We start from the raw sequence: 25,545 nt of genomic DNA, 5'->3' as shown, positions 1-25,545 counted from the left end.
CGGAAGTCGACACGTCACATCACGGTTGCGCATCACATCCCCGTCGGGTCTGGCGGGTGATCGAGAGACCGTTGAAGACTCCCCCCACTGAGAGGGCCCAACCAGCGGGTGCCCACTCTTCATCCGCATTTCGCGAGCAGTATCCGTAGCGACGAACCGCCGGCAACCAGCGACAACCGCGCCACGAAGTGAACCAGGCCGTCACAGCGGCTGGCAGGGGCCGGCCACCAGCCGGCCGAGAGGGGTCCCCACCACGATGACGGCACCTACCGAGACCAGCGGGCCTGCGCGGCCCCAACCCGGCGCCAGCCCGGACGGGGCGAAGCAAGGGGCGATTGAGGGCCGCTCGCTCGGCCGGATCGCATGGACCCGCCTCAAGCGGGACCGGGTCGCGATGGCCGGCGGGATCGTCGTCCTCTTCCTGGTCGTGCTGGCCGTTCTCTCGCAGCCGATCCAGGCGATCTTCGGCCTCGACCCCGACGCCCTGCACCAGGACCTGATCGACCCGTCGCTCGCGACCCCCATCGGCTCCTTCGGCGGCATCAGCTGGTCCCACCCGCTGGGCGTGGAGCCGAAGTTCGGCCGTGACATCGCCACCCGCATCCTGGAGGGCTCCTGGGTGTCGCTGCTCGTGGCCTTCGGCTCGACGCTGCTGTCCGTGGTCATCGGCTCGGTGCTGGGCGTCGTCGCCGGCTATTACGGCGGCTGGGCCGACACCGTCATCAGCCGGATGATGGACACCTTCCTCGCCTTCCCGCTGCTGCTGTTCGCGATCTCCATCTCGGCCGCGCTGCAGGGCGGGGCGTTCGGACTGGAGGGGCTGCCGCTCCACATCAGCGTGCTGGTGTTCGTGATCGGCTTCTTCGGCTGGCCCTACATCGGGCGCATCGTGCGCGGGCAGACACTGTCGCTGCGCGAACGGGAGTTCGTCGACGCGGCACGCTCCCTGGGCGCGCGGGGCCCGTTCATCGTCTTCAAGGAACTGCTCCCGAACCTGGTGGCGCCGATCCTCGTCTACGCGACCCTGCTCATCCCCACCAACATCCTTTTCGAGGCGTCCCTGAGCTTCCTGGGCGTCGGTATCCAGCCCCCGCAGGCTTCCTGGGGCGGAATGCTGAGCGAGGCCGTCAGGTACTACAAGGTCGACCCGATGTACATGGTCGTGCCGGGCCTGGCGATCTTCATCACTGTGCTCGCCTTCAACCTGCTCGGCGACGGTCTGCGGGACGCCCTGGACCCCAAGAGCCGCCGCTGAACCGTTTCCTCGGGCGCGGCCGGGCCACCGCCCACCCCATCACCACTCCACTCTGAATCAGGGGGCTTAACTCCACCATGAAAAGCAGGTCGAGATCAGCTGCGGTGCTCGTGGCCGCCATCAGCATCGCCATGGGCGCCTCCGCGTGCAGCGGCGGGGACAAGACGGGCGAGGGTGACGGCAAGGGTTCCGCCGCCAACGCAGCCGTCACGGGTGTCGTCAACGCCTCGGACAAGAAGGGCGGGACGCTCATCTACGAGGCGTCCGACACGCCCGACTCGTTCGACCCGGGCAACACGTACTACGGCTTCGTCTTCAACTTCAGCCGCCTGTACGCGCGTCCGCTGACCACCTTCGCCCCCGCTCCGGGCGCCGAGGGCAACAAGGTCGTGCCGGACCTCGCCGAGTCCCTGGGCGTCCCGAGCGACGGCGGCGCCACCTGGACGTACAAGCTCCGCAAGGGCGTGAAGTACAGCGACGGCACCGAGGTCACCTCGAAGGACGTCAAGTACGGCGTCGAGCGCAGCAACTTCGCCCGTGACGTCCACTCCAACGGCCCGAGCTACCTGGCCCAGTACCTCAAGGACAACGAGCCGAAGTACGAAGGCCCGTACAAGGACAAGAGCGACGAGGGTCTGAAGTCCATCGAGACCCCGGACGACCACACCATCGTCTTCAAGCTCAAGCAGCCCTTCGCGGAGTTCGACTACCTCCTCGCCAACCCGCAGTCGGCCCCGGTGCCGAAGGCCAAGGACGACGGCGCGGACTACGTCAAGCACATCATGTCCTCCGGCTCGTACATGTTCGAGAGCTACGAGCAGGACAAGCAGGCCGTCCTGGTCCGCAACCCCAACTGGGACGCCGGCAACGACCCGCTCCGCAAGCAGCTGCCGGACAAGATCGTCGTCAAGCTGAAGGTCAACCAGGAGACGATCGACTCCAACCTGAAGGCCGGCAACTCGCACATCGACATCGTCGGCAACGGCGTCGCCCAGCAGACCCAGTCGGAGCTGCTGAGCTCGAAGGACCCGAACACCGACAACGCGCAGGGCGGTCGCCTGGTCTACATGGCGATCAACACCAAGGTGGCGCCCTTCGACAAGGCCGAGTGCCGCAAGGCCGTCCAGTACGCGGTGGACAAGGTCTCGGTGCAGACCGCGTTCGGCGGACCGGTCCGCGGCGCCGTCGCCAGCACGGTGCTGCCGACGGACATCCCGGGCCACGTGGACTTCGACACCTACAAGACCCCGGACAACAAGGGTGACGAGGCCAAGTCCAAGGAACTGCTGACCGCCTGCGGCCAGCCGAACGGCTTCGAGACCACCATCACGGCCCGCAACGACCGTGCCGGTGAGGTCGACATGGCCACCGCGATCCAGGCCTCGCTGAAGAAGGTCGGGATCACCGTCAAGATCCAGCAGTACCCGGCCGGCAAGTACTTCAGTGACTACGCGGGTGTCCCGAAGTTCACCGAGGACAACAAGATCGGCCTCATGATGATGCAGTGGGGTGCCGACTGGCCGACCGGCTTCGGTTTCCTCCAGCAGGTGGTCCACGGTGACGCGATCGGCAAGACGGGCAACACCAACCTGTCGCAGCTGAACAACCCCGAGATCAACAAGATGCTCAACGACAACATCGCCAACACCGACCCCGCCGCGCGGGAGAAGGTCTACGGCGACATCGACAAGAAGGTCATGGACGAGGCGGTCATCGTGCCGCTGACCTACTTCAAGGTGCTGCACTACCGCTCGCCGAAGATCACCAACGCGGTGTCGAACCCGGCCTGGAGCGGCCAGTACGACTACCTCAACGTCGGCCTGAAGTAAGTCCGAACCCAGTAAGGCCCGACCTTTCAGCCCGATCTGCCAGAACCGTGGAAGGCAGGTGAAGGCAGCAGTGCACGCCGGCTCGTGCGGCTCCCCCGACCGGGGGGCCGTACGGGCCGGCGGACGCCGAAGCCGACCCTCGTGTTTGTGTACATCGTCCGGCGGATGATCGCCGCGGTGGCCCTGCTGCTCGTCGTCAGCGCGATCACCTTTGCGATTTTCTTCCTGCTGCCCAGGCTGGCCGGCGGAACCGTCGACTCGCTCGCCACCCAGTACATCGGCAAGAATCCCTCACCGGAGTCGATCGCCGCGGTCAAGCAGAACCTTGGCCTCGACCAGCCCCTGCACCAGCAGTTCTGGGAGTTCCTGAAGGGGATATTCGTCGGCCGCGAGTTCAACTTCGGCCCGCAGCCCTCGCAGTGCCACGCGCCCTGCCTCGGCTACTCCTTCAAGGACCACGTCGAGGTCTGGCCCCAGATGGTGGAGCGCCTGCCGATCACGGCCTCCCTCGCCTTCGGCGCGGCCGTCGTCTGGCTGGTCACCGGCGTGACCACCGGAGTCATCTCCGCCCTGCGACCGGGCTCGCTCTTCGACCGCGTGGCCATGGGCGTGGCGCTGGCCGGCGTCTCGCTGCCCATGTTCTTCACCGGCGTCCTGTCGCTGGCGCTGTTCGTCTTCAACTGGCCGATCTTCACCAACGTGTACGTCGACTTCTCCGACGACCCGGCCGGCTGGTTCCAGGCGCTCGTCCTGCCCTGGTGCACCCTCGCCTTCCTCTACTCGGCGCTCTACGCCCGTCTCACCCGGGCCGGAATGCTGGAGACGATGAGCGAGGACTACATCCGGACGGCCCGTGCCAAGGGCCTGCGCGAGCGCGTGGTGGTGACCCGGCACGGACTGCGGTCCGCGCTGACGCCGATCATCACCATCTTCGGCATGGACTTCGGGCTCCTCCTCGGCGGCGCCATCGTCACCGAGACCGTCTTCTCGTACCACGGGGTCGGCGAGTACGCCTATCAGGCGATCGCGGTCAACGACCTCCCGAAGATCCTCGGCGTGACCCTGTTCGCCGCGTTCTTCATCGTGTTCTGCAACCTGGTGGTCGACCTCGTCTACGCCATCATCGACCCGAGGGTGAGGCTGTCGTGACCGACCCGACGAAGCCCGTCAGCGGTGCCGGTCAGGGCACCGAAACCGGCACCGAAACCGGCACAGGAACGAGCACCGGCACCGCGTCGGCCGCCGGCGCGCCCGGGACCTTCCTCGACGTCCGCGACCTGCGGGTCCACTTCCCCACGGACGACGGCCTGGTGAAGTCGGTCGACGGACTCTCCTTCCAACTGGAGAAGGGCAAGACCCTCGGCATCGTGGGCGAGTCGGGCTCCGGCAAGTCCGTCACCTCCCTGGCCCTCATGGGCCTGCACCGCGTCGGCAACGGCGGCCGCTCCAGCGCCTCCCTCTCGGGAGAGATCTGGCTCAACGGCAATGAGCTGCTCTCCGCCGACCCGGAGGAGGTGCGCCGGCTGCGCGGCCGGGAGATGGCGATGATCTTCCAGGATCCGCTCAGCGCGCTGCACCCCTACTACACCATCGGCTCCCAGATCGTGGAGGCCTACCGGGTCCACCACCAGGTGAGCAAGAAGACCGCCCGCGCCCGTGCGGTCGAGATGCTGGACCGCGTCGGCATCCCCGAGCCCGACAAGCGGGTGGACAACTACCCGCACGAGTTCTCGGGCGGCATGCGCCAGCGCGCCATGATCGCGATGTCGCTGGTGAACAACCCCGAGCTGCTCATCGCGGACGAGCCGACGACCGCCCTCGACGTCACCGTCCAGGCGCAGATCCTCGACCTCATCCGGGACCTGCAGAAGGAGTTCGGCTCCGCGGTCATCATGATCACCCACGACCTCGGCGTGGTGGCCGAGATGGCCGACGACATCCTCGTGATGTACGGCGGCCGGTGCGTGGAGCGCGGCTCCGCCGAGAAGGTCTTCTACGAGCCCCGGCACCCGTACACCTGGGGCCTGCTCGGCTCGATGCCCCGCATCGACCGCGACCAGACCGAGCGGCTCATCCCGGTCAAGGGCTCGCCGCCCAGCCTGATCAACATCCCCAGCGGCTGTGCCTTCAATCCGCGCTGCCCGTACGCCGACGTGCCCGAGGACGGGATCACCCGCACCCTGCGGCCCGAGCTGACGGAGGACGGGAACAAGCACTGGTCCGCCTGCCACATGTCGACGGAGCAGCGGACCCGGATCTGGACCGAAGAGATTGCGCCGAAGCTGTGACCGAGGACATGAAGAAGAAGGACGCCCCCGGTGTCCCCGCGCAGCGGGCGGAGCAGGACGGGCCGCTGCTCAAGGTGTCCGGGCTCACCAAGCACTTCCCGATCCACAAGGGACTGCTGCGCCGCCAGTCCGGTGCTGTCCAGGCCGTCGACGGCCTCGACTTCGAGGTGCGGCGCGGTGAGACCCTCGGGGTCGTGGGCGAGTCCGGTTGCGGCAAGTCCACGATGGGCCGGCTGATCACCCGGCTGCTGGAACCCACGGGCGGGAGCATCGAGTTCGAGGGCCGGGACATCACCCACCTCGGGGCCTCGGCCATGCGGCCGCTGCGCCGGGACATCCAGATGATCTTCCAGGACCCGTACGGCTCGCTGAACCCGCGGCACACGGTCGGCACGATCGTCAGCACCCCCTTCAAACTCCAGGGCGTGCAGCCCGAGGGCGGGATCAAGGCGGAGGTCCAGCGGCTGCTGGCGCTGGTGGGCCTCAACCCGGAGCACTACAACCGCTACCCGCACGAGTTCTCCGGCGGCCAGCGCCAGCGCATCGGCATCGCCCGCGCCCTGGCCCTGAATCCGAAGCTGGTCGTCGCGGACGAACCGGTCTCGGCGCTGGACGTGTCGATCCAGGCCCAGGTGGTCAACCTGCTGGACGACCTCCAGGAGGAGCTCGGCCTCACGTACGTGATCATCGCGCACGACCTGTCGGTCATCCGGCACGTGTCCGACCGCATCGCCGTGATGTACCTCGGCAAGCTCGTCGAACTGGCCGACCGGACCGCGCTCTACGAGAACCCGATGCACCCGTACACCAAGGCGCTGCTGTCGGCCGTACCGGTGCCGGACCCGCGCCGTCGGGGCGCGAAGAGCGGGCGCATCCTGCTCAAGGGCGACGTGCCCTCGCCGATCTCGCCGCCGAGCGGCTGCCGCTTCCACACGCGGTGCTGGAAGGCCACGCAGATCTGCACGACGCAGGAGCCGCCGCTGCTGACCCTGAAGACGGGCCACCAGGTGGCCTGCCACCACCCGGAGAACGCCCCCGACCAGGCCCCGGGCGACAAGCCCCTGCCCGGCGCGGCGGACGCGGTGACGAAGGTGACGGAGTAGTCGGCCCGGCGGGGGCCGGGTCCACGCGGACCCGGCCCCGCGGGTCACTTTCCGGCTCCGCCGCACCGCTCCGGCCCCGCCGGCGTTCGAGGCGCGGGCCTGGGGCGGAGCCCCGGGCCCTTGAGCCGCACCGGCCCCGTCAACCCGGCGGGAGCCAAGGGGCGACAATGAGCCCGTGCTCCACGATCTCTTCCCGCCCGGGGTCCAGCATGCGCTGGACCTCGCCGGCATCTTCGTCTTCGCCACCGCAGGCGCCCTGCTCGCCGTCCGCAAGAACTTCGACGTCTTCGGCATCGCCGTCCTCGCCCTGGTCACGGCCCTCGGCGGCGGCCTCTTCCGCGACCTCGTCATCGGCGCCGTCCCGCCGGCCGCCTTCGGCGAGCTCAGCTTCTTCGTCACGCCGCTGATCGCCGCCGCGCTCGTCTTCTTCCTGCACCCCGAGGTCCAGCGGATCAACCGGGCCATCAACGTCTTCGACGCCGCCGGCCTCGCGCTGTTCTGCGTGACGGGCACGACCAAGGCCTACGAGTACGGCCTCGGCCTCACCGCGTCCGCCGCGCTCGGTCTCGCCACGGCCGTCGGTGGCGGCGTACTGCGCGACGTACTCGTCAACGAGGTGCCCTCGCTGCTGCGCGACCGCGAGATGTACGCCGTGCCGGCCACCGTCGGCGCCGCGATGGTCGCCGTCTTCATCGCCCTGGACTCCCTCAACGCCGTCACCACCGGCCTGGCGATCGTCACCACGTTCGTCCTGCGGATCCTCGCGATGCACTACCACTGGCGGGCCCCGCTGGCCTGGAACCGGCGCTCTTCGGTGGCCGAAGAGCCGTAACCGAAGAAAGCTACCGCTTAGTAGTAAGCCGGTGTACCGTCGTTTTCATGTCACACGCAGCTGCCAAGGCCTCCATCGGCGACAGTGAGTTCGACCGCGACACCAGCATCACCGAACGCGCGGACGAGCCCGGGGTGTACGACGCGGAACTCTCCGCCGGGTGGACGATCATCGCCGCCGTCAACGGCGGCTACCTGCTGGCCCTGGTCGGCCGGGCCCTGTCCGCGGCCCTCCCGCACCCGGACCCCTTCACCGTCTCCGCGCACTACCTGACCTCCTCCGTGCCCGGCCCCGCCGTGATCCGCACGCAGGTGGTACGGGTCGGCCGCACCCTCTCCACCGGGCAGGCCTCGCTCTTCCAGTACGACGAGAGCGGCGCCGAGGTCGAGCGCATCCGCGTCCTCGCCTCCTACGGCGACCTCGCGGCCCTGCCGGACGACGTGCGCACGGTCGCCGAGCCGCCCGTCATGCCCGCCTACGAGGACTGCATCGGCCCCGAGGCCGGCCCGGCCCCGATCCCCGGCAGCTCCGCCATCGTGGACCGGCTCCGGCTCCGCCTGGACCCGGCCACCGCGGGATGGGCCGTCGGCGCCCCGTCGGGCAAGGGCGAGATGCGCGCCTGGTTCGAGCTGGCCGACGGCCGCGACGCCGACCCGCTGTCGATGCTCCTCGCGGTGGACGCGCTGCCGCCGACCGCCTTCGACCTCGGACTGGTGGCCTGGACCCCGACGGTGGAACTCACCACCCACATCCGCCGCCGCCCGGCCCCCGGACCGCTCCGGGTCTCCATCACCACCCGCAACCTGGCCGGCGGCTTCCTGGAGGAGGACGCCGAGGTCTGGGACTCGACCGACCACCTGGTCGCCCAGTCCCGCCAACTGGCCCGCGCGCTCCGTTCCTAGACGGACTCCGTCCGTCGTGGGCGCCGGGGGCTGCGCCGGGCAAATCGAGCCCGGCCGCACCGATCCAGCCCCGCCGGCGTTCGAGGCGCGGGGTCTGGGGCGGAGCCCCAGGTCCTTCAGGCGCGGGGGCCCGGGGAGGACCCGGGAGACGGCGGGGCAGAGCGGCCCGGGGTCCCGCCGGGCGGACCGGCACCGGCGGGCTCGTAGAATCGGGGGATCATGGCCTACCTCGACCACGCCGCCACCACCCCGATGCTGCCGGAGGCCGCCGCGGCGATGACCGCGCAGTTCGCCGCCACGGGGAACGCGTCCTCCCTGCACGCCGCCGGCCGCCGGGCCCGCCGTACCGTCGAGGAGGCCCGCGAGGCCTTCGCCGAGGCGGTCGGCGCCCGCCCCAGCGAGGTGGTGTTCACCGCCGGCGGCACGGAGGCCGACAACCTCGCCGTCAAGGGCCTCTACTGGGCCCGGCGCGACGCCGACCCGGGCCGGACCCGGGTCCTGGCCAGCCCCGTCGAGCACCACGCCGTGCTCGACGCCGTCCACTGGCTCGCCGAACACGAGGGCGCCCGCGTCGAGTACCTGCCCGTGGACCGCTACGGCCGCGTGCACCCCGACGCCTTCCGGGAAGCCGTCGAGCGCAACCCCGACGACGTGGCCCTGGCCACCGTCATGTGGGCCAACAACGAGATCGGCACCGTCATGCCGGTCCGCGAACTGGCCGCCGTCGCCCGCGAGCACGGGATCCCGCTGCACTCCGACGCCGTCCAGGCCTTCGGGCAGCTCGACGTCCACTTCGCGGACAGCGGCCTCGCCGCCATGACCGTCAGCGGCCACAAGGTCGGCGGCCCCTACGGCATCGGCGCCCTGCTCCTCGGCCGCGACCAGACCCCCGTACCCGTCCTGCACGGCGGCGGCCAGGAGCGGCACGTCCGTTCCGGCACCCTCGACGTGCCGGCCATCGCCGCCTTCGCGGTGGCCGCGGTCCTCGCCGCCGAGCGGCGGGAGCGGTTCGCCACCGAGATCGGCGCCCTGCGCGACGAACTGGTCGCCGCCGTCCGCGCGGCCGTGCCCGACGCCGTCCTCGGGGGAGACCCCGAGGGGCGGCTTCCGGCCAACGCCCACTTCAGCTTCCCCGGCTGCGAGGGCGACTCCCTGCTGCTCCTGCTCGACGCCCAGGGCATCGAGTGCTCCACCGGCTCCGCCTGCACCGCCGGCGTGGCCCAGCCGAGCCACGTCCTGCTGGCCACCGGCACCGACCCGCAGCTGGCCCGCGGCACCCTGCGCTTCTCCCTCGGCCACACCTCCACCAAGGAGGACGTCGCCGCCGTGGCCGCGGCCATCGGCCCGGCGGTGGAACGCGCCCGCACGGCGGGCCTCAGCTAGGGCTCGCCGCGAGGGCTTCCCGGACGAGGCGTAGGTAGCGGACCCAGTCCCAGTGGGGGCCCGGATCCGTGTGGTCGGCGCCCGGGACCTCGGAGTGCCCGACGAGGTGGGTGCGGTCCGCCGGTATCTCGTACCGGCGGCAGATGTCGGCCGCCAGCCGGGCCGAGGCCGCGTACATCGCGTCCGTGAAGTCCTGCGGGCGGTCCACGAAGCCGACGTGCTCGATGCCGATGCTGCGCTCGTTCATCGAGCGGTTCGCCGCGTGGAAGGCCACGTCCATCTCGCGCACCAGCTGCTCCACGTGGCCGTCGCCGCGCACCATGTAGTGCGCCGACGCCCGGTGCCACGGGTTCTTGAAAGCCTGCACCGAGCCCTCGAAGCTGCCCTGTGTGACATGGACGACGATCCGGTCCACCCGGTAGTCGTCGGGCCGGTCCGCCATCCGCCAGTTCGCCGGCGAGGCCGCGGTCCAGCTCGCGCCCACGTGGTCGAGCTCGCCCTCCTTGCGCGGCTTGGCCACTCCCGGTATCAGCCACCAGGCCCGGCCGATCTCCTCCCGGCCGGCGACCGCCGCCACCGCGAAGACCCCGAGCCCGCCGAACAGCACCGCCCTGCGGGTCCGGTTCCGCGGTTTCGATCTCTTGTTCCCGAGCTCGGACATGTGATCCACCCCCCGTACCCGATAACGCGCTGTGACCCCGCTCGGTTCCCCCGTACTCTGGACGGTGCTATGACTGAGAACCTGCCGCGCACCGCCCGCCCCCTCCGCGTCCTGGCCGCCATGTCCGGCGGCGTGGACTCCGCCGTCGCCGCCGCCCGCGCGGTCGAAGCCGGGCACGACGTGACCGGTGTCCACCTCGCGCTCTCCGCGAACCCGCAGTCCTTCCGGACCGGTGCCCGCGGCTGCTGCACCATCGAGGACTCCCGTGACGCCCGCCGCGCCGCCGACGTCATCGGCATCCCGTTCTACGTCTGGGACCTGGCCGAGCGCTTCCGCGAGGACGTCGTCGAGGACTTCATCTCCGAGTACGAGGCCGGGCGCACCCCGAACCCCTGCCTGCGCTGCAACGAGAAGATCAAGTTCGCGGCGCTGCTCGACAAGGCCCTCGCCCTCGGCTTCGACGCCGTCTGCACCGGCCACTACGCCACCGTCGTGCTGAACGAGGACGGCTCCCGCGAGCTGCACCGCGCCTCCGACATGGCCAAGGACCAGTCGTACGTCCTCGGCGTCCTCGACGAGAAGCAGCTCGCGCACGCGCTCTTCCCGCTCGGCGACACCCTCACCACCAAGGACGAGATCCGCGCCGAGGCCGAGCGCCGCGGCCTGGCCGTCGCGAAGAAGCCCGACAGCCACGACATCTGCTTCATCGCCGACGGCGACACCCAGGGCTTCCTCGCCGGCCGCCTCGGCAAGGCCGAGGGCGACATCGTCGACGAGGCGACCGGCGAGAAGGTCGGCACCCACGAGGGCGCCTTCGGCTTCACCATCGGCCAGCGCAAGGGCCTGCGCATCGGCCACCCCGCCCCCGACGGCAAGCCGCGCTACGTCCTCGACATCTCCCCGGTGAACAACACCGTCACGGTCGGCCCCGTCGAGGCCCTCGACGTCACCGCCCTCACGGCGATCCGCCCCCGCTGGTGCGGCTCCACGGCCGCCGCCCCCGGCACGTACACCGCCCAGCTGCGCGCCCACGGAGGCGAGACCGAGGTCTTCGCCGAGGTCGTGGACGGCGAGCTGCGCGTCTCCTTCACCGAGCCGGTCCGCGGCGTGGCCCCCGGCCAGGCGATCGTGCTCTACGACGGCACCCGCGTGGTCGGCTCCGCCACCATCGCGACCACGACGCGGGCCACCGCCGCCGTCTGAACGGCCCCGTCCACGGCATGACGCCGCGGCCCGTCCCCCGGGCGGGCCGCGGCGTCGCGCTGCGCTGATCAGGCCGCCGGGTACCAGACCGTGCCGCTGCCGCCGTGCTGGGCGAGGGTGGTCGCGATGATCTCGCCGTCCCGGAAGTAGCGCGGGTGCTGCTGCAGGAAGCCGGGGAAGGAGTCCAGCGACGTCGCGTCACAGACCCCGTCGGTCTTGATGCAGTGGCGCTGGACCGGGACGCCGGGGAAGTCCTGCGGCCCGGTGCCGGGGGAGTACGCCACGAACGGGATCAGGACCCCCTGGGGGACCAGGCGCCAGAAGCCGGTTCCGGGCTGCATCGGGTCGGAGTAGAGCATGCCGTCGACCCGGTCGCGGGGCACCTCCGTGCCGTTGTTGGCGATCGTCTGGAGCAGCAGGTCGCCCACCCAGGCGCCCTGGGAGTAGCCGGCGATCGTGAAGCGCGCCGTCGGGTCGGCGCGGTACGCGTTCTCCAGGGCGGCCTTGGCGTTCCAGTAGCCCTGGTTCACGCTGTCGCCGAAGCTCGGCGCGAAGGGGGCCGGCTGCTCGTTGTGGCTCCCGACGAAGGGGCCGCCGCTGGCCACGTAGCAGACCGGAATCGCGATGCCCCCGTTCAGGTGCTTGTTCGCGGCGTCGAAGCTCGTGGTGCATCCGGGCGCGTCCGCGGCCGCGCCGGTGCCGCCGATCTCGATGTAGTAGTGGTTCACCGGGGCGGCCTGCGCGGTGGTCGGCGCGGCCACGGCGCCGGCGAGCAGTAAGACCGTCGACGCGACGACGGACTTGAGACGCCGGGTGAGCCTGTTCGGCTTCGTGGTGGACATACGGGTCAACTCCCTTGGGTCAAGGCGGCGCCGCATAGGCTGCGGCGACCGGGACCCATCGTGGTGTTTGCGCTGGTCGGCGGACCATGCCCGCAACCGGCCATATGTGGCCGGTCGACCGCGCCCCGTGGTTTGACCGGGATCCGGGAGGACATCGGACACACGTGGCAGGACCGTCGTCGGGGGGAAGGGCTTTCAAGTGACCAGCGAGTTCGGTGCGTTGCTCCGCGGTTTGCGGCACGAGGCGGGGTTGACGCAGGAGCAGCTGGCCGAGCGCTCCCGGCTCGGGGTCCGCACCATCCACCGGCTGGAGACCGGCAAACCCACCGATGCCCGGATGGGGACGGTGAAGCAGGTCGCGCACGCGCTGGCCGACGCGCTGCGGCGCGACCGTGACGAGCTGTGGACGGACCTGCTGGCCGCCCACCGCGGCCACGGATCCGCGGCCGGGGCCTCCCAGGAGGACGTGCGCACCACGCCTGCCGCCGTGGCCGTTCCGATGCCGATGCCCGCGGCTGTGCCCGAGCCGGAGCCCGGGCCCGGGCCCGTCGTGCCCGAACGGCCGGTGCGGCCCGGCACGCTGCCGGCCTCCCGGGGCGTCCTGGCCGAGGTCGCCGCCGCCCTCGCCCACGACGTCTACGGCCGGTGCATCCGCGAGGAGGAGCAGCGCCGCATCCACGACCCCTTCCCGCTGCCCGTCCGCTGGCGGTCGGTGCCCGCGGACCTGCTGGACCACGCGGACAACATCAGTGGCACCGCGCCCGGCGCCGCCCGCGGCCCGCTGTCCCTGGACGGCGGCCTCGCCGAGATCGCCGACGTCTACCGGCGCGTCCGCTCCGGGCGGCTGGTGGTCCTCGGCCGGGCCGGCTCCGGCAAGACCGTCCTCGTCCTGCGCTTCGTCCTCGACCACCTGGGCACGCGCTCCGACGGCGAGCCGGTGCCCGTGGTCTTCAGCATGGGATCGTGGGACCCGCCCGGAACCACCCTGCGCGACTGGCTGATCGCCCGCCTGCTGCGCGACCACCCGAACCTCGACGCACGCGCTCCCGGTGGCTCCACCCTCGCGGCCGCCCTGGTGGACGCCGGATGGATCCTGCCGGTGCTGGACGGGTTCGACGAGATGGCCACCGGGCTGCTCGGCGTCGCCCTGCGCGAACTCAACGCGAGCGCGCTGCCGCTGCTCCTGACCAGCCGCACCGAGCAGTTCGCCGAGGCCGTCCGGGTCGAGGTGCTGCGCAGGACCGCGGGCATCGAGCTGCTGGACCTGGACGCCGACGGCCTGGTCCACTACCTGCCCCGCACCGCGCGCCCCACCGCACCGGCCGACCGTGACGGCCGGGCCGCCACCGGCTGGGACCCCGTCCTCGAGCGGCTGCGCACGGACCCGGACGGCGGGCCGGGCGCCCACCTGGCGACCGTACTGAGCACACCGCTGATGGTCCTGCTCGCCCGGACCGCCTACAGCGACACCCCGGCCCGGGACCCGGCCGTACTGCTGGACGCCGCCCGCTTCCCGAACCCGGAGGCCATCGAGGAGCACCTGCTGGCCGGGTTCGTGCCGAGCGTCTACCAGACCCTCCCCACGGCCGTCCCGGGTGCCCGCAGGCCCCGTAGCTGGGAGCCGCAGCGCGCCCGGCGCTACCTGGGCCACCTCGCCGAACACCTGGACCGGCCCGGGCGGCGCGAGGGCCAGGACCTGGCCTGGTGGCAGCTGCGCGAATCCCTGCCGCTGACCTCGCGCATTGTGGCCGTCGTCCTCGCCTGCTCCCTGGTCACCGCGCTCGCCGACTGGCTGGTCTTCCCCGCCAAGAACCTGGCGGCGGGCCACGGCGCCGCCTTCGCGCTCGGCACCGGCCTGCTGGACGCGCTGCTGTTCGGCCCCGCCGTCGGCCTCGCCTTCGGGCTGGTCCACGGACTCATGGCCGTGCTCGGGATCCGGGCGTTCGAGCCGTCCCGCGTGCGGATGCGGCTCCCGGGCCGCCACCGGCGGTCCGCCGGACCGTCCGCCCGCCGGGTCGCCACTCTCGTACCGGCCGGACTGCTGGGCGGCTTCGTGATGGGCCTCGGCTGCGGGCTCGCCTTCACCGTCGGTGCGCAGCTGACGTACGGCGGGGTGCTGGTCAACCCGGCGGTGATCGAGGCGACGGCCGTCAACTGCCTGATGTACGGGCTCACGTTCGCCCTGGCGGGAGGGCTCGTACTCGGGCTCGTGGCGACCCTGGAGACCCCCATCGACCTCGGTTCCGCCGCCACCCCGACGGACCTGCTGGCCATCAACCGCAGCATCGTGGTGCGCCAGGCCCTCTTCCTCGCGCCGATGCTCACCGTGGTGATCGCCTTCGGCGGCCGGCTCATGACCGAGCTGCTCCAGGGCGTCGTCGGCCCCCTGACCTGGCCGATGGCCGACGGGCTCGCGCTCGGCGCCGTGGGCGGGGTGGCCGGAGCGCTCTCTTACGCCCTGGCGTTCACCGCCTGGGGCCAGTGGCTGCTCCTGACCCGCATCTGGCTGCCGCTGACCGGGCGCCTCCCCTGGGCGACCGTCGCCTTCCTGGAGGACGCCTACCGGCGCGGCGTGCTGCGCCAGGTCGGCGCCGTCTACCAGTTCCGCCACGCCCGGCTCCAGCGCCACCTGCGCGGACGGCCCACACGCTAGGCCCTGTCCGGGCCCCGGGCCGTCCCGCGGCGGACCGCGCCGCTCAGGCCACCGTCAGGACGATCTTGCCGGTGGTGCGGCCCAGTTCGCCGATCTCGTGGGCCTTCGCGGCCTGCTCCAGCGGGAGCACCGTGTCGATCAGGGGCCTCAGCAGGCCCTGCTCGACCAGGGCCGCGATCTCCCGCAGGCCCTGCAGGTCGGGCTCCACGAGGACCCAGGAGGCGTGCACGCCCTCCGCGTCGGCGGGGAGGCCGTCCGGGCTCGGCAGGGTCACCAGGTGGCCGCCCGGCTTCAGCACCTTCAGCGAGCGCTGCCCGTAGTCCCCGCCGAACGCGTCGACCACGACGTCCACGCCGGAGACGGCGTCCTCGAAGTCGGTGGTGCGGTAGTCGATCACCTCGTCGGCGCCGAGCTCGCGCAGCAGCGCGTGCTTGCCCGCGCTCGCCGTGCCGATCACGTACGCGCCGCGGGCTTTGGCGATCTGCACCGCCAAGTGCCCGACCCCGCCGGCCGCCGCGTGCACCAGCACCCGCTGCCCGGCGGTGACCCCGGCCGTGTCCACCAGCGCCTGCCAGGCGGTCAGCGCCGCCAGCGGCAGCGCGGCCGCCTGCACGTGGTCGAGGGAGGCCGGCTTGCGGGCGAAGTGCCGGGCCGGGGCCGCCACGTACTCGGCGTAGCCGCCCGCCTGCCGCGGGAAGCCCGGCATCCCGTACACCTCGTCGCCCGGGCCGTAGAGGGTCACGCCGGGGCCGACCGCCTCGACGGTGCCGGAGACGTCCCAGCCGACGATCGGGACCTCGCCCCAGGCGATCAGCCCTCCGCTGGCCCGGGTCTTCCAGTCGACCGGGTTCACGCCGGCCGCGCGGACCCGCACGAGGATCTCGCCCGGGCCGGGCTCCGGCCGCTCGATCTCCCGCTCGACCAGGTTCTCGGGGCCGCCCCATCCGTTCACGACCATCGCGCGCATGCTGTTCCGCCTCATTCCATCTGAATCCGTGCCGTACCGGGTGGATTCCCGGCGACACGTCCCACAGTCAGGCATCACGGCGCCCCATGGTGTTGGCCGAATGGCCACTATGTGACAGGATCTGGCCATGGACGAGGTGCGTACGACACGAACGGGGACGACGGCCGGGGAGGGCGGCCCCGGGAGCCGCCATCGGATCGCGGTGCTCGCCCTGCCGGGCGTTCCCCCCTTCGAGCTGGGGATCCCCTCGCGGGTCTTCGGCAGTGCCGTGGACGAGGCCGGCGAGGCCCTGTACGAGGTCGTCGTCTGCACCGCCGACGGCCGACCGGTCCTGAGCGACGCCGGGTTCACCGTCCAGCCCGCCGCCGGACCCGAAGCCCTCGCCGCCGCCGACACCGTCATCCTCCCGCCCACGCACGCCATGCCCGAGCTGGCCGACGGCGGCCCGCTGCCGCCCGAGGTGGCCGCGGCCATCGCCGGCATCCGCCCCGGCGCCCGCCTGGTCTCGATCTGCACCGGCTCCTACGTGCTCGCCGCCGCCGGGCTGCTCGACGGCCGCCCCGCGACCACGCACTGGAACCTGGCCCCCGAGTTCCGCCGGGCCTACCCCCGCGTCCTCGTCGACGAGGACGTCCTGTTCGTCGACGACGGCGACGTCCTGACCTCCGCAGGGGTCGCCGCCGGCGTCGACCTGTGCCTGCACCTGATCCGCCGCGACCACGGCGCGGCCGTCACCAACCGGGCCGCCCGGATGTGCGTCGTACCGCCCTGGCGCGACGGCGGGCAGGCCCAGTACATCGACCGCCCCGTCCCCGAACCCACCGTCGCCACCACCACCGCCACCCGCGCCTGGGCGCTGGAACGCCTCGCCGAACCGGTCACCCTCGCCGAACTGGCCGACCACGCCCGGATGAGCCTGCGCACCTTCACCCGGCGGTTCCGCGACGAGGTCGGCATGACCCCGGTGCAGTGGCTCACCGCCCAACGCCTCGAAGTGGCCCGCCACTTGCTGGAGTCCAGCGACCTGCCGGTCGACCTGGTCGCCCACCGCTCCGGCTTCGGCTCCGCCAACTCCCTGCGCCAGCACATGCGCTCCGCCCTCGGCATCTCCCCGATCGCCTACCGGCGCACCTTCCAGCCCGCGCCGGCATGACCTCGCAGGTAATCGCCGCCGCGGCCGCGCCCTGACAGGATCGGATCAACGGCGCGCACCGGCGGGCCCGTCGAGAGGGGAGCAGGCCATGACCGCGTACGCCATCGCCCACATACGGCCCGAGACGATGAACGAGGACGTCCTCCGCTACATCGAGGAGATCCAGTCGACCATGACACCCTTCGGCGGCCGGTTCCTCGTCCACGGCGCGGAGGTCGAGGTCCTGGAGGGCCCCTTCCCCGGGACCGTCGTCATGATCGGCTTCCCGGACATCGAGCAAGCCCGCGCCTGGTACGCCTCGCCCGCCTACCGGGCCATCCTCCCGCTGCGCACCGACCACATGGCGGGCGAGGTCATCCTGGTCGAGGGCGTCCCCGCCGGATACGACGCCACGAAGACGGCCGCCCGCCTGCGCGGAGCCGCGGGTCTCTGACATGAGCGACTACGCCACGTACGTCCTCGGCGGCCCCGACGGCTACACCGGCCACGCCGACGAGTGGGGGGCCGTCTGCCTGGACCTCGACCTGCTGGCCGGCCCCGACGTCCTGCTCCCGTTGCTGGACGCCGGGACCTGTACGCCCGTGGACTGGGGCGCGGACGACTACGTGCAGTCGGGCGTCCTGGCCGACCCCGGCCGCAAGGTCCTGCTGTTCTTCGCGGTCGAGGGCCCGGCCGCCTCGTCGCGCACCCGCGCCGCGTTCCTCGCCATGCTGGGTCACGCCTGGCCCGGCTGGGAGGTGCGCTGGGCCCACGACGGCCAGGCCGACCTGCGGAGGTACCTCGGCGAGCCGGTGGAAGACCACGGCCACCCGATCTTCTCCTTCGAGGCCTCCGCCATCGGCCCGGACGACCGGACCCTGACCCGGGCGGACCCGCCGACGACGGTCGTCACCGTCGGCGCGGACCGCTGTCACGTGCTCACCGACATCGTCGACCTCGCCGTCGCCGAGGGCTCCGGCCTGCTCGGCCGGCTGGACGACGCCCCCCGGCACGAGGCGTACCGGACGTACGCCCAGGGCGGGATCCACATCGATCCGGAGCACCGGCGGGTCGGCTGGTGGCTCAGCGGCACCCCCGAGTACGTGCGTACCCCGGCCGCGGCCTGGGAGGGCTGGACGGTGGAATTCTGGGGGGACCGCTGGTGGGAGCAGACCCGGGCCTCGGGCGGCCGCTTCGATCCGCCCGTGCCGGACCGGACCGCCGCCCTGGCCGAGGTACGGGACGAGGCGCTGCGGTACTGGACCGGACCGAGGAACGGTGATCCGGCCGGGGTCATCGCCCTGGCCGGGCTCAGCCAGGTCGCGGGCCTCACCGCGCGGCAGGCCCCCGCCGCCCGAGCCGCGATCGAGCGCGCCCACGCGGCGGCCGCGGGACTCTGACCTCCGGGGCAACGGCAGCCCCAGGGGTGCGAGCATGGGCGCTATGGCTACTCACCTGATCACCGGTGCCGGATCCGGCATCGGCGCGGCCGTCGCGGCCCGCCTGCACGCCCGCGGCGACGACCTCGTCCTCCTCGCCCGGGACGCCGGCCGCGCCCGCGAGCTCGTCGACCGCTACCCCGGTGCCACGTCCCTCGTCGGCGACCTCGCCGACCCCGACCGGCTGTCGTGGGCGTTCTCCAAGCAGGCCGTTCCCGAGCGGATCGACTCCCTGCTGCACGTCGCCGGGATCGTCGACCTCGGACCGGTGGGGGAGCTCCGCCCCAAGACCTGGCACCAGCAGCTCAACGTCAACCTGATCGCGCCCGCCGAGGTCACCCGGCTGCTGCTGCCCACCCTGCGCGCCTCCCGGGCCACCGTCGTCTTCGTGAACTCCGGCGCCGGCCTGAGCGCCCACGCCGACTGGAGCGCGTACGCCGCCTCCAAGCACGGGCTGAAGGCCCTCGCCGACTCGCTGCGCGCGGAGGAGAAGGCCAACGGGATCCGCGTCACCTCGGTGTACCCGGGACGCACCGCCAGCCCCATGCAGGCCAAGGTGCACTCCCAGGAGGGCAAGGAGTACGACCCGGCCGCCTGGATCGACCCCGAGTCGGTGGCGACCACCATCGTCATGGCCGTCGACCTGTCGCGCGACGCCGAGGTCAACGACCTGAGCGTCAGGCCGGGCCGGTGACCGCGAGCGCCACCGGCGTCGGTTCGCTGCCCGGCGGCGACGCCCGCGAAGCCGCCAAGACCGTCACCGGCTCCTTCGAGGACTTCCCGTACCTGCCCGAGCTGCCCGCCCGCGGGCCCGGCGCCGACATGATCGGCCGTTCCCTCGGACTGCTCGTCGACATGTACGCGCACGTCGAGCCCAGCGGCTGGCGCATCAGCGACCGCCCCGGACGGGACTCGAAGCGGGCCCGGTCCTGGCTCGGGGAGGACCTCGACGCGCTGGAGGAGTTCACCCAGGGGTACACCGGGAAGCTCAAGATCCAGGCGGTCGGGCCGTGGACGCTCGCCGCCGCCCTGGAACTGCACGGCGGCGAGGCCATGCTCCAGGACGCGGGCGCCTGCCGGGACCTGGCCGGATCGCTGGCCGAGGGGCTGCGCGACCACCTGGCCGACGTGCGCAAGCGGATCCCCGGCGCCGACGTCGTGCTGCAGTTCGACGAGCCGTCCCTGACGGCCGTCCTGCTCGGCCGGGTCCGCTCCGCGAGCGGCTACCGCACCTACCGCGCCGTCGACCGGCAGGTCGTCGAGGGCACGCTGCGCGAGCTCTTCGCCGTGCACGACGGGGACGTGGTCGTGCACTCCTGCGCCCCCGAGGTCCCCTTCGGCCTGCTGCGGCGAGCCGGAGCCACGGGCGTGTCGTTCGATTTCTCGCTGCTCACCGAGCGCGAGGATGACGCCATCGGGGAGGCCGTCGAAGGCGGTGTGAAACTCTTCGCCGGAGTGGTGCCGGGCACCGACGGTCCGTTGTCAGAGCCTGCCGGTAGCGTCATGGGTGTCAGGAAGCTTTGGCGCAGGCTGGGGCTGGCCCCGGGGACTCTGGCGGAGTCCGTCGTGGTCACCCCCTCGTGCGGTCTGGCGGGCGCCTCGCCCGCCTACGCCCGCGCGGTGCAGGCGCATTGCGTCAGGGCGGCGAGGTCGCTCGCCGACAACCCTGAGTGACGGTCGAGACGGGGCACGGGAGGACACGGCATGGCAGCCGAACAGCAGGACACGGCAGTACCGGCGGCGGTGCGTGAGCAGCACCAGCTGCTCGCCGAGCAGGTCGAGGAGCACCGCTTCCGGTACTACGTGAACGACCAGCCGGTCGTCAGCGACGCCGAGTTCGACAAGCTGCTGCGCTCGCTGGAGGCGCTGGAGGAGCAGTACCCGGAGCTGCGCACGCCCGACTCGCCCACCCAGAAGGTGGCCGGGGCGTACGAGACGGACTTCGCCTCCGTCGAGCACCGGGAGCGCATGCTCTCCCTCGACAACGCCTTCGACGACGAGGAACTGGCCGCCTGGGCCGAGCGGGTGGCCCGGGACGTGAACACCTCGGACTACCACTACCTGTGCGAGCTGAAGGTGGACGGCCTCGCCGTCAACCTCACCTACGAGCACGGCCGGCTCACCCGTGCCGCCACCCGCGGCGACGGCCGCGCCGGTGAGGACATCACGCCCAACGTCCGCACCATCGCCGAGATCCCGGACCGCCTCAAGGGCGACCGGATCCCGGCCCTCGTCGAGATCCGCGGCGAGGTCTACTTCCCGATGGAGAAGTTCGAGGAGCTCAACGCCCGCCTCGTGGAGGCGGAGGGCAAGCCCTTCGCCAACCCGCGCAACGCCGCGGCCGGTTCGCTGCGCCAGAAGGATCCGAAGGTCACGGCGAGCCGTCCGCTGCACATGGTCGTCCACGGCATCGGCGCCCGCGAGGGCTTCGAGATCGAGCGCCAGTCGCAGGCGTACGAGCTGCTGCGCGAGTGGGGCCTGCCGACCGCCCGGCACAACAAGGTGGTCGCCTCCCTCGCCGAGGTCCGCGCGTTCATCACGGAATTCGGCGAGAACCGGCACTCGGTGGAGCACGAGATCGACGGCGTGGTCGTCAAGCTCGACGAGGTCGCGCTGCAGGGCCGGCTCGGCTCCACCGCGCGCGCCCCGCGTTGGGCGATCGCCTGGAAGTACGCCCCCGAAGAGGTCAACACCAAGCTGATCGACATCAAGGTCGGCGTCGGCCGCACCGGGCGCGTGACCCCGTACGCGCAGGTGGAGCCGGTGACGGTGGCGGGCTCGGAGGTCGAGTTCGCCACCCTGCACAACCAGGAGGTCGTCAAGGCCAAGGGCGTGCTCATCGGGGACACCGTCGTCCTGCGCAAGGCGGGCGACGTCATCCCCGAGATCCTCGGACCGGTGGTGGACCTGCGGGACGGCAGCGAGCGGGAGTTCGAGATGCCCGCCGAGTGCCCCGCGTGCGGGACGGCGCTGCGGCCGATGAAGGAGGGGGACATCGACGTCCGGTGCCCCAACGCCCAGACCTGCCCCGCCCAGCTGCGCGAGCGGCTCTTCTACCTGGGCGGCCGGCAGTCCCTGGACATCGAGAACTTCGGCATGGTGGCGGCGGCCGCGCTGACCGCCCCGCTGGAGCCGGCGCAGCCGCCCCTGCTGGACGAGGGCGACCTCTTCGCCCTGACCATCGAGCAGCTGCTGCCCATCAAGGCGTACGTCCTGGACCAGGACAGCGGTCTTCCCAAGCGGGACCCGAAGACCGGCGAGGAGAAGATCGTCACGGTCTTCGCCAACCAGAAGGGCGAGCCGAAGAAGAACGCCCTGGCGATGCTGGAGAACATCGCCGCCGCCAAGGAGCGCCCGCTCGCCCGTGTCATCAACGGTCTGTCGATCCGTCACGTGGGACCGGTCGCGGCGGAGGCCCTCGCCCGCGAGTTCCGGTCGATCGAGCGCATCGAGCAGGCCACCGAGGAGGAGCTGACCGCCACCGACGGGGTCGGGGCGATCATCGCCGCCTCCCTCAAGGAGTGGTTCGCCGTCGACTGGCACCAGGAGATCCTGCGCAAGTGGCGGGAAGCCGGGGTACGGATGGAGGAGGAAGGTTCCGCCGAGGAGGAGGGGCCGCGGCCGCTGGAGGGGCTGACCGTCGTCGTCACCGGAACCCTGCAGAGCCACACGCGGGACGGCGCGAAGGAGGCCCTGCAGAGCCGCGGCGCCAAGGTCACCGGCTCCGTCTCGAAGAAGACCTCGTTCGTCGTCGTCGGCGACAACCCGGGCTCCAAGTACGACAAGGCGGTGCAGTTGAAGCTGTCCATCCTCGACGACGCCGGTTTCGCGGTGCTGCTGGAGCAGGGCCCGGACGCGGCGCGGGAGGCCGCGCTCCCGGTGGACGGCGAAGGCGAAGCGGAGTAATACCGAGTAGTAGCGGGGAAAACCCGCGAGGGGAATCGCCGAGGGGGAGCAGCGAAGGCGAACGGATGCGTGGCGTGCGGCCGTACGGGCGGGCGCACGCCAGGCGCGGTGGACGGTGGTAAACGGCTGGTACAAGCCTGGTCGCAGGGCGGTGACCTGTCGGATCATCGGATGGGTGACGTGGGGGGCCCGGTCCAAACTCACCCGTTCGGCGGATACCGTACTGATGAGGATGGCTGGGTCGCATTCGGGCAACCACTGCCGACCGCTGCCCCTGGGACCCTCCCGCGTCCTACTGTTGAGGGGTGCGCCTGTCGTGCACGGCTGCAGGATGCGATCCGGCCGTGGTGGCATGACATCGGGGCCATCGCGTGACATCGGCATCGCCGGCTGTGAGAGGTACGGGCATGAAACCCACCGAAAGCGCCGACCCGTCACCTGAATTCGGCGGGGAACTCCCGTCCATGCGGGCGGGCAGGCTCGGAGTCCTGGGTGCCAGGACACCGGAGACCCGACCGATCGACACCGACGCGGGCGGACAGGGGCGGCGCGGCGTGCTGCCCTTCCTCGTCGTGGGCCTCTCGGTCGTGGCCCTCGGCGCCGGCATCGTGTCCGCGCTGAACGGCCGTCATGCGCTGTTCCCCGGCGGGACGGTCGGCTGGGCGCTGGCCCTCCTCACCGGCATCATCGTCGGCCACCTCGTCGCACTGGGCCGTGACCGCTGGTGGGGCGGCACCGGATCCGGCGCCGCGCTCACCCTCGGCGTGCTCCTCCTCTACGGGTGGGTGCCCGCGGGACTCGTCTCCCTGGCGGTCGTCTCGCTGGTCGGGGCCGCGCGCCGGCACCGCTGGCGGCAGGGTCTGCTGCACGGCTCCGTGGACATCCTCGGCATCGGCGCGGGAGCCCTCGTGCTCGCCGCCTTCGGGGTGGCGCCCTCCGTCGAGACCCCCTGGCTGCCCACCACCTGGGGGCTGGAGGCGGTCCCCGAGGTCGTCCTCGTCGCCGTCGCCTACCTGGTCGTCACGCGCGTCCTGCTCTGGATCGCGCTGAACCCGCGCGGCGACGGCCTGCCGACGGTCGCCCGCACCGCCCTGCTCCGGCAGGCCTTAGTCGCCGTGGCGCTGCTCGGCATCGCCCCGCTGATCTGCGTCGTCGCGGTCACCCAGCCGGTCCTGCTGCCGCTGTTCGCCGTACCGCTGATCGCCCTGGACTCCACCCTGTGGATCGCCCGGGCACGCGCCGAGGAACAGCTGCGGGACCCGCTGACCGGGCTGCCGAACCGGCAGTGGCTGCTGGAGCGCGCCTGGTCCGCCCTGGACGAGGCTGAACGTTTGGGCACCCGGGCAGCTCTTGTGCTGATCGACCTGGACCGCTTCCGTGCCGTCAACGACACCCTCGGTCACCTGGCGGGCGACCGGCTGCTGCTCCAGATCGCCGACCGGCTGCGCCAGGCCCTGCCCGAGGAAGCCGAGGCGGCCCGGCTCGGCGGCGACGAGTTCGCCGTGCTGCTCCCCGTCACCGACTCCACCACCAGCGCCCAGCGGGTCGCCCGCCACCTGGTCGCCGAGCTCAGCTCCCCCCTCGACCTGGACGGCCTCACCCTCGTCCTGGAGGCCAGCGCCGGCCTCGCCGTCTTCCCCGACCACGCGCTGGACGCGGAGGGGCTGCTGCGGCGCGCGGACGTGGCGATGTACCAGGCCAAGCGCGACCGTACGGGCGTGGAGGTGTACGAGTCCAAGCGGGACAGCAACACCCCCGACCGCCTGGGCCTCCTCGGCGACCTCCGCAGGGCCCTGGACGCCGGCGAAGTGGAACTCCACTACCAGCCGAAGGTCCGCTTCGACGGCCAGGTGGCCGGGCTCGAAGCCCTGGTGCGCTGGGTGCACCCGGAACGCGGACGGGTGTCCCCGGACGAGTTCATCGCGATCGCCGAGACCTCCGGGCTGATGCCGCACCTGACGGAGTACGTACTGGAGACCGCCCTCGCCCAGGTGGCACGGTGGCGGGCCCAGGGCCTGAAGGTCCCCGTGGCCGTCAACGTCTCGCCGCGCGACGTCCACACCCCGGGCTTCGCGGGTGCGGTGGCCGCGCGACTGGCCCGGCACGGGGTCCCGGCGAGCGGGCTGCAGCTGGAGATAACGGAACACGTCCTGCTGGAGGACCCCCAGCGGGCGGCCGACACCATGGCGGGGCTCACCGGCCACGGCGTGAAGATGTCCCTGGACGACTTCGGTACGGGCTACTCCTCGCTGGTCCACCTGCGGCGGCTGCCGGTCAGCGAGCTGAAGATCGACCGCTCCTTCGTGGGCCGGCTGGCCGTCGACGCGCAGGACGCGGAGATCGTCCGCTGCACCGTGGACCTCGCGCACTCGCTCGGCCTGCTGGTCGTCGCCGAGGGCGTGGAGGACGACGAGACGTGGGAGCGGCTGAGGGACCTGGGCTGCGACGCGGTGCAGGGGTGGCTGGTCGCCGCCGCGATGCCGCCGCAGGAGGCCACCGCCTGGCTGCTGGCCCGCGGCGAACGCGGCTGGCGCCGCCCGGCCGACATCTCGGCCGAACTGGCCGCCGCCGAGGCCGACGCGGTCTGAGCGGGCGGGGCCGGATCTTCCAGCCCCTCCGGCGTTTGAGGAGCGGGGTGCGGGGCGGAGCCCCGGTCTTCGAGCCGCGCCGGCGATCGAGGCGCGGCTCCGGGCGGTGTCCGGGCGGTGTCCGGGCGCGCACGGAGGCTCCGCGCAGGGGCTCGCGCGGCGAACCCGCGGCGGCCCGGGCCAAACCGTTTCGCAGGCCGGGGGCCGGGCCCCATAGGATTGGGTCCGAAACCAAACATCCACCCACCCCCAGAGGATCGCTGCATGCCTGGCATTACGCGCGAGGAGGTCGTCCACCTCGCTCGGCTGGCGCGCCTTGAGCTGTCCAGCAACGAGCTGGATCACTTCGCCGGACAGCTCGACGACATCATCGGCGCGGTCGCCCGCGTTTCCGAGGTCGCCGACCAAGACGTCCCGCCGACCTCCCACCCGCTGCCGCTGACGAACGTCATGCGCGCGGACGAGGTCCGTCCGTCGCTCACCCCCGAGCAGGCGCTCTCCGGTGCTCCCGCCCAGGAGCAGCAGCGTTTCAAGGTGCCGCAGATCCTGGGGGAGGACTAAC

At 72.0% G+C, this 25,545-nt stretch carries 21 protein-coding genes; 18 read left to right on the top strand and 3 right to left on the bottom strand.

The features are described from left to right. Positions 1-256 precede the first annotated feature (256 nt). From RIU97_RS12710 to RIU97_RS12675, 8 genes are all read left to right on the top strand, one after another. On the top strand, positions 257-1,255 hold the full coding sequence (locus RIU97_RS12710) for an ABC transporter permease (RefSeq protein ID WP_404956259.1): 999 nt from the start codon (positions 257-259) through the stop codon (positions 1,253-1,255). Positions 1,256-1,386: 131 nt separating this feature from the next. After that, on the top strand, positions 1,387-3,084 hold the full coding sequence (locus RIU97_RS12705; RefSeq protein WP_404962826.1) for an ABC transporter substrate-binding protein: 1,698 nt from the start codon (positions 1,387-1,389) through the stop codon (positions 3,082-3,084). A 141-nt stretch (positions 3,085-3,225) separates the two neighbouring features. Then, complete coding sequence (locus tag RIU97_RS12700; RefSeq protein WP_404956256.1) at positions 3,226-4,233, top strand: ABC transporter permease; 1,008 nt, start codon at positions 3,226-3,228, stop codon at positions 4,231-4,233. Positions 4,234-4,361: 128 nt separating this feature from the next. Further along, a complete protein-coding gene (locus tag RIU97_RS12695; protein ID WP_404962825.1) occupies positions 4,362-5,372 on the top strand; it encodes an ABC transporter ATP-binding protein in 1,011 nt (336 codons plus the stop codon). 8 nt (positions 5,373-5,380) lie between these two features. Beyond that, positions 5,381-6,475: an ABC transporter ATP-binding protein gene (locus RIU97_RS12690; RefSeq protein WP_404962824.1), complete on the top strand. Its 1,095-nt coding sequence runs from the start codon at positions 5,381-5,383 to the stop codon at positions 6,473-6,475. Positions 6,476-6,650: 175 nt separating this feature from the next. Continuing rightward, positions 6,651-7,307 carry a trimeric intracellular cation channel family protein gene (locus RIU97_RS12685; protein ID WP_404956254.1) on the top strand — a complete coding sequence of 219 codons (657 nt, stop codon included), beginning with the start codon at positions 6,651-6,653 and terminating at the stop codon, positions 7,305-7,307. Between the two features lie 47 nt (positions 7,308-7,354). After that, positions 7,355-8,209: a thioesterase family protein gene (locus tag RIU97_RS12680; RefSeq protein ID WP_404956252.1), complete on the top strand. Its 855-nt coding sequence runs from the start codon at positions 7,355-7,357 to the stop codon at positions 8,207-8,209. 219 nt (positions 8,210-8,428) lie between these two features. Then, entirely contained in the window at positions 8,429-9,592 is a 1,164-nt protein-coding gene (locus tag RIU97_RS12675) for a cysteine desulfurase family protein (RefSeq protein ID WP_388470666.1), read from the top strand. On the opposite strand, the gene RIU97_RS12670 is transcribed toward RIU97_RS12675, so the two are convergent. Continuing rightward, on the bottom strand, positions 9,585-10,253 hold the full coding sequence (locus RIU97_RS12670) for an N-acetylmuramoyl-L-alanine amidase (protein ID WP_404956249.1): 669 nt from the start codon (positions 10,251-10,253) through the stop codon (positions 9,585-9,587). The genes RIU97_RS12675 and RIU97_RS12670 overlap by 8 nt on opposite strands. A 69-nt stretch (positions 10,254-10,322) precedes the next feature. On the opposite strand from RIU97_RS12670, the gene mnmA reads away from it, so the two are divergent. Further along, on the top strand, positions 10,323-11,456 hold the full coding sequence (mnmA, locus tag RIU97_RS12665; protein WP_404956247.1) for a tRNA 2-thiouridine(34) synthase MnmA: 1,134 nt from the start codon (positions 10,323-10,325) through the stop codon (positions 11,454-11,456). Between the two features lie 68 nt (positions 11,457-11,524). Here mnmA and RIU97_RS12660 read toward each other — a convergent pair whose 3' ends face one another. Beyond that, entirely contained in the window at positions 11,525-12,298 is a 774-nt protein-coding gene (locus tag RIU97_RS12660; protein WP_404956244.1) for a PE-PPE domain-containing protein, read from the bottom strand. A 199-nt stretch (positions 12,299-12,497) separates the two neighbouring features. Here RIU97_RS12660 and RIU97_RS12655 point away from each other — a divergent pair, with 199 nt between their 5' ends. Then, positions 12,498-14,951: a helix-turn-helix domain-containing protein gene (locus tag RIU97_RS12655; protein WP_404956242.1), complete on the top strand. Its 2,454-nt coding sequence runs from the start codon at positions 12,498-12,500 to the stop codon at positions 14,949-14,951. A gap of 43 nt (positions 14,952-14,994) precedes the next feature. On the opposite strand, the gene RIU97_RS12650 is transcribed toward RIU97_RS12655, so the two are convergent. Then, positions 14,995-15,918 carry an NADP-dependent oxidoreductase gene (locus RIU97_RS12650; protein WP_404956240.1) on the bottom strand — a complete coding sequence of 308 codons (924 nt, stop codon included), beginning with the start codon at positions 15,916-15,918 and terminating at the stop codon, positions 14,995-14,997. Positions 15,919-16,045: 127 nt separating this feature from the next. On the opposite strand from RIU97_RS12650, the gene RIU97_RS12645 reads away from it, so the two are divergent. The 8 genes from RIU97_RS12645 (at position 16,046) to gatC (ending at position 25,544) form a co-directional block, all read left to right on the top strand. Continuing rightward, entirely contained in the window at positions 16,046-17,071 is a 1,026-nt protein-coding gene (locus RIU97_RS12645; RefSeq protein ID WP_404956238.1) for a GlxA family transcriptional regulator, read from the top strand. A gap of 88 nt (positions 17,072-17,159) precedes the next feature. Next, positions 17,160-17,504, top strand: coding sequence for a DUF1330 domain-containing protein (locus RIU97_RS12640; protein WP_404956236.1), 345 nt, complete (start codon positions 17,160-17,162; stop codon positions 17,502-17,504). Position 17,505: 1 nt separating this feature from the next. After that, on the top strand, positions 17,506-18,450 hold the full coding sequence (locus tag RIU97_RS12635) for a hypothetical protein (RefSeq protein ID WP_404956234.1): 945 nt from the start codon (positions 17,506-17,508) through the stop codon (positions 18,448-18,450). Positions 18,451-18,493: 43 nt separating this feature from the next. Then, positions 18,494-19,183, top strand: a complete 690-nt coding sequence (locus tag RIU97_RS12630) for an SDR family oxidoreductase (protein WP_404956232.1) — start codon at positions 18,494-18,496, stop codon at positions 19,181-19,183. Beyond that, complete coding sequence (locus tag RIU97_RS12625) at positions 19,180-20,163, top strand: methionine synthase (RefSeq protein ID WP_404956230.1); 984 nt, start codon at positions 19,180-19,182, stop codon at positions 20,161-20,163. Before RIU97_RS12630 ends, RIU97_RS12625 begins: the two co-directional genes overlap by 4 nt. Before the next feature lie 30 nt (positions 20,164-20,193). Then, positions 20,194-22,395, top strand: coding sequence for an NAD-dependent DNA ligase LigA (ligA, locus tag RIU97_RS12620; protein WP_404956228.1), 2,202 nt, complete (start codon positions 20,194-20,196; stop codon positions 22,393-22,395). A 407-nt stretch (positions 22,396-22,802) separates the two neighbouring features. Then, positions 22,803-24,983: a putative bifunctional diguanylate cyclase/phosphodiesterase gene (locus tag RIU97_RS12615; protein WP_404956226.1), complete on the top strand. Its 2,181-nt coding sequence runs from the start codon at positions 22,803-22,805 to the stop codon at positions 24,981-24,983. 264 nt (positions 24,984-25,247) lie between these two features. Then, positions 25,248-25,544: an Asp-tRNA(Asn)/Glu-tRNA(Gln) amidotransferase subunit GatC gene (gatC, locus tag RIU97_RS12610; protein WP_030030671.1), complete on the top strand. Its 297-nt coding sequence runs from the start codon at positions 25,248-25,250 to the stop codon at positions 25,542-25,544. Position 25,545 lies beyond the last annotated feature (1 nt).

Source organism: Streptomyces sp. 147326, assembly GCF_045000215.1.
Lineage (GTDB): Bacteria > Actinomycetota > Actinomycetes > Streptomycetales > Streptomycetaceae > Streptomyces.
This window is presented reverse-complemented; position numbering and strand designations above follow the sequence as displayed.